Consider the following 4,439-nt stretch of genomic DNA (forward strand, 5'->3'; position numbering starts at 1 on the left):
TCTACGCCCGCGTCGCCCAGCGCCTCCTCGCCCTTGCCGCTGTGATCTGGCACAACTGGAAGATCAACAGCCCAGTCAAGAGGTCACTGATCGCCTACGACCACTGACCAAGGTTGGGAATTACTCATCTAGGAGGACCCATGTCGTTTGTCATCGCCGCACCTGAGGTGGTGGCCGCCGCAGCCGGTGATCTGTCGAGGGTCGGCGCTGCCCTAGCCCAGGCGAATGCCGCGGCCGCGGTCCGACATTGTCGGTGCTGGCGTCCGCTGTCGATGAGGGTGTCGACGGCGCTGGCGGCGTTGTTCGGTGACCACGCCGCGACATACCAGGCCTTCAGCGCTGAGGCGGCGGCATTCCACGACCAGTTTGTGCGCACCCTGCAGGCCAGCGCGAGCGCCTATGCGATCACCGATGTCGCCAGCGCCGGGCAGCAGCTGCTTAAGGCGATCAACGCGCCCACCATGGCGTTGTTGGGCCGCCCGCTGATCGGCAATGGTGCCGACGGCGCCCCGGGCACCGGTCAGAACGGCGGCGATGGCGGGCTATTGATCGGCAACGGCGGCAACGGCGGCTCCGGCGGGACCGGCACCTTCAATTTCCACACGCGGGGGTTGGCCGGCGGAAATGGCGGATCCGCCGGGCTGCTCGCCGGTAGCGGCGGCACCGGCGGATATGGGGGCGGTAACAACGGCGGCAGCGCAGGCAACGGCGGCGACGGCGGCCCCGCACGCGGCCTGGTCGGTGACGGCGGTAATGGGGGTTACGCCGGGTTCGGGCAGTCCCAGGGCCGCGGCGGCGACGGCGGCAACGCTGGGTTGTTGATCGGTAACGGCGGCAACGGCGGATGGGGTGCTACCGGCACGAGAATAATTCGCGGCGGCAGCGGCGGCGACGGCGGCGATGCCGGCATCCTGTTCGGCTTCGGCGGAAGCGGTGCGGACGGCGGTCCCAGCGGCGGCCTGGCCGGCGGCGGCGAGGGTGGTACCGGCGGTCGCGGCGGGGCGATCGGGGCACCCGGCGCACCCGGCGCCCACGGGTAGCGCAGTGTGGCGCTGGGCGGCGGCCGGTAGCTAATCCCCGAGTTACGCGTACCGGAAGTACTCCACCGTGCGACGCACACCCTCGGCCAGCTCCACCCGGGGCCGCCACCCCAAAACCCGTTCGGCCAAGCCGATGTCGAGGCACGACCGCCTCAGGTCACCCAGCCGGTCCGGGTGGAACTCCGGGTCGTCGGGTCCGCCGACAGCCGCCGCCACCGCCGAATGCAGTTGGCGGTCCGACGTTTCGATGCCGGTACCGATGTTGAAGCGCTGCCCACCGCCCGCTTCGCCGGCGGCCTTGATGAAGGCGTCCACCACGTCGTCGACGAACACGTAGTCGCGCGTCTTGCCGCCGTCGCCGAACACCTTGGTGGGCTTGCCCGACAGCAGCGCCTGGGCGAAGATCGCCACCACGCCCGCCTCACCGTGCGGGTCCTGGCGGGGCCCGTAGACATTGGCCGGTGCGATGTGCGAGCAGTCCAGACCGTACAGATGCCGGAAGGTGTTCAGGTAGATCTCGCCGGCCACCTTGCCCGCGGCGTACGGCGACGCCGGATCGGTCGGCACGGTCTCGGGAGTCGGGTACACCGGCGGGACGCCGTAAATGGATCCGCCCGAGGAGGTGTGCACGATCTTGCGGACCCGGGTGCGGCGTGCCGCTTCGGCCAGCCGCACCGTGCCGATGACGTTCACTTCCGCGTCGAATTGCGGGTCGGCCACCGAATGCCGAACGTCTATCTGCGCCGCCAAGTGAAACACCACCTCCGGTCGGTGCAGGTCAAGGATGGCCTGCAAATCGGCGGTCACGATGTCGGCCTCGACAAAAACGTGGGCGGGGTGCTCGGCGAGGTGCTCGAGGTTGGTGGCCCGGCCGGTCGCGAAATTGTCCAGCCCGATTACCGTGTGACCGTCGGCAAGCAGACGGTCGACTAGCGTCGATCCGATGAAACCGGCTGCCCCGGTGACGAGTGCGCGCACCGGCCCACCATACAGAGTGGTGTTGGCGGCCGCGTTGCTCATCGCGGCACAACTGGCGGTTCGCGCGGTGCTGGCATTCGGGGGGTACTTCTACTGGGACGATCTGATCCTGGTCGGGAAGGCCGGCACCCAGGGCCTGCTGTCGCCGTCGTATCTGTTCGACGACCATGACGGCCACGTGATGCCGGGCGCCTTCCTGGTTGGCGGTGCGATCATCCGGGCGGCGCCACTGGTCTGGACCGGTCCGGCGATCAGTCTGGCGGTGCTGCAGCTGCTGGCTTCGCTGGCATTGCTGCGGGCGCTGCAGGTGATCCTGGGCTGGCGTCGGGTTCTGTTGATTCCCTTGACGTTCGCGTTGTTCACCCCGCTGGGGGTGCCCGGCTTCACGTGGTGGGCGGCGGCGCTGAACTCGTTGCCGATGCTGGCGGCGCTGGCCTGGGTGTGCGCCGACGCGGTCCTGCTGATCCGCACCGGCAACCCGCGATACGCGGTGACCAGCGTACTGGTTTACCTCGCCGGTCTGCTGTTCTTCGAGAAGTCCGCGGTAATCCCGTTTGTCGCATTTGCGGTGGCCGCGCTGTGGTGTCACGTCGGCGGCGACCCGAGGGCGCTGCTAACGGTATGGCGGGCGGGTTTCCGGTTATGGACGGCCTCGCTGGCGCTGACTGCCGCCTGGGTGGGGCTGTATCTGGCGGTGGTCAACCAGAAACGGTGGAGCTCGGACCTTTCGATGACGTTGAATCTGCTGTGCCGCTCGATCACCCACGGCATCGTGCCGGGCCTGGCCGGCGGGCCCTGGCACTGGGATCGCTGGGCGCCGTCGTCGCCGTGGGGCACGCCGCCGCCGGCGGTGATGGCCCTCGGCTGGTTGGTCTTGCTTGGCGTGCTTGGGCTTTCGTTGATCCACAAGCGCCGCATAGGTGCGGTCTGGTTGACCGCGGCAGGCTATACCGTCGCATGCCAGGTCCCCGTCTATCTGATGCGCTCGTCACGGTTCACCGCGCTCGAATTAGCCCAAACACTAAGATATTTACCGGATCTCGTGGTCGTGCTGGCGCTGCTGGGCGCTGTCGCGTTCGCCGCGCCAAACCGGGATACACCGTGGCGGGACTCTTCACCGCTGCGCACTGGCGTGACGGCCGGCCTGACGACCCTGTTCCTGGCCAGCAGCCTGTATTCCACGGCGACATTCCTGACCAGTTGGCGCGACAACCCGACCAAGGCGTACCTGCAGAACGCGAAGGCCAGTCTGGCTGCGGCACACGCTGATTCGAATGCACCGCTGCTGGATCAGGAAGTCGACCCGTTGGTGCTGCAGCGGGTGGCCTGGCCGGAGAACCTGGCCAGCCACCTATTCGCCCTGCTGCGCGACCGGCCTGAATTTGAAACGGCGACAACACGATTGCGCATGTTCAACAGCTCCGGCAGCCTGGTCGACGCGCGAGTGACCTGGGTCCGCGCGATTGTTCCCGGCCCGCAGCCGCACTGCGGCTACTTCACCCAACCGGACCAGCCGACGCGGCTGGTCCTCGACGGCCCGCTGCTGCCCGCCGACTGGACCGTCGAACTCAACTACCTCGCCAACAGCGACGGATCGATGACACTGTCGCTGTCCGACGGACCCGAGCGGAAGGTCCCGGTGCATCCCGGCCTCAACCGCGTCTACGCCCGGCTGCCCGGCGCCGGGGATGCGATCAGGGTGCGGGCCAACACCACCGCGCTGTCGCTGTGCATCGCGGCGGGTCCGGTGGGTTACCTGGCGCCCGGTTGATGGTCCAATCCGGACAAACGGGGTGACCGCCCAGCCGCGCTGAGCGTTTGCCGGGTTCGACAAATTGGAGGTCATCAATGTCGTATCTGGTCGCGGCTCCGGACATCCTGACTTCGGCGGCGACGGAGTTGGCGGGTATCGGCTCGACGGTGAACGCGGCCAATGTGGCGGCGACACTACCGACTGTCGGGCGGCGAGCGCCGACAAGGTGTCCGCAGCGATCGCATCGGTGTTTGCCGCACACGCGCAGGCATATCAGGATCTGGGCGCTCAAGCCGCCGCCTTTCGCGCTCGATTCGTGCAGGCATTGGCCGCCGCCGGAAGCGTCTATGCCGGCGCCGAGGCCGTCAACGCCTCGCCGTTGCAGCCGCTGGAAAAGCAGATTCTCGGTGCGGTCAATGCGCCCACCCGGGCGCTGCTCGGCCGCCCGATGATCGGCAACGGCGCCGACGGGACAGCAACAACCCCAACGGCGGAGCCGGCGGGTTGTTGTACGGCAACGGCGGCGCGGGCTACAGCGTCACCAGCGCCACTACCACCCTCGCGGGCGGCAACGGTGGCGCCGCCGCATTGATCGGCAACGGAGGAGCCGGCTGGTTGGGTGGCGGCGGCGGAGCCGGCGGCCACGGCGGGCGGCTTACCGGCAACGG

The 4,439-nt window shown here is 68.5% G+C and carries 3 protein-coding genes and 2 pseudogenes; 4 read left to right on the forward strand and 1 reads right to left on the reverse strand.

Annotated features, from left to right (window positions below; translation table 11 throughout):
• Together EET03_RS25145 and EET03_RS25150 are read left to right on the forward strand one after the other, a co-directional pair.
• A pseudogene (locus EET03_RS25145) lies at window positions 1–107 on the forward strand (IS982 family transposase); the annotation flags it as partial.
• A 33-nt stretch (window positions 108–140) separates the two neighbouring features.
• Window positions 141–1,040 (forward strand): PE family protein, encoded by a 900-nt coding sequence (locus tag EET03_RS25150; protein WP_099193803.1) that lies wholly within the window; start codon window positions 141–143, stop codon window positions 1,038–1,040.
• Between the two features lie 42 nt (window positions 1,041–1,082).
• On the opposite strand, the gene EET03_RS25155 is transcribed toward EET03_RS25150, so the two are convergent.
• Complete coding sequence (locus EET03_RS25155) at window positions 1,083–2,018, reverse strand: NAD-dependent epimerase/dehydratase family protein (RefSeq protein WP_075542378.1); 936 nt, start codon at window positions 2,016–2,018, stop codon at window positions 1,083–1,085.
• Here EET03_RS25155 and EET03_RS25160 point away from each other — a divergent pair.
• Together EET03_RS25160 and EET03_RS25165 are read left to right on the forward strand one after the other, a co-directional pair.
• Window positions 1,984–3,789 (forward strand): hypothetical protein, encoded by a 1,806-nt coding sequence (locus EET03_RS25160; RefSeq protein ID WP_075542379.1) that lies wholly within the window; start codon window positions 1,984–1,986, stop codon window positions 3,787–3,789. The two genes, EET03_RS25155 and EET03_RS25160, sit on opposite strands and share 35 nt — an antisense overlap.
• Before the next feature lie 77 nt (window positions 3,790–3,866).
• Window positions 3,867–4,439 (forward strand): annotated as a pseudogene (locus EET03_RS25165) (PE family protein); the annotation flags it as partial.

It is taken from the genome of Mycobacterium innocens, from assembly GCF_900566055.1.
Taxonomy (GTDB): Bacteria; Actinomycetota; Actinomycetes; order Mycobacteriales; family Mycobacteriaceae; genus Mycobacterium; species Mycobacterium innocens.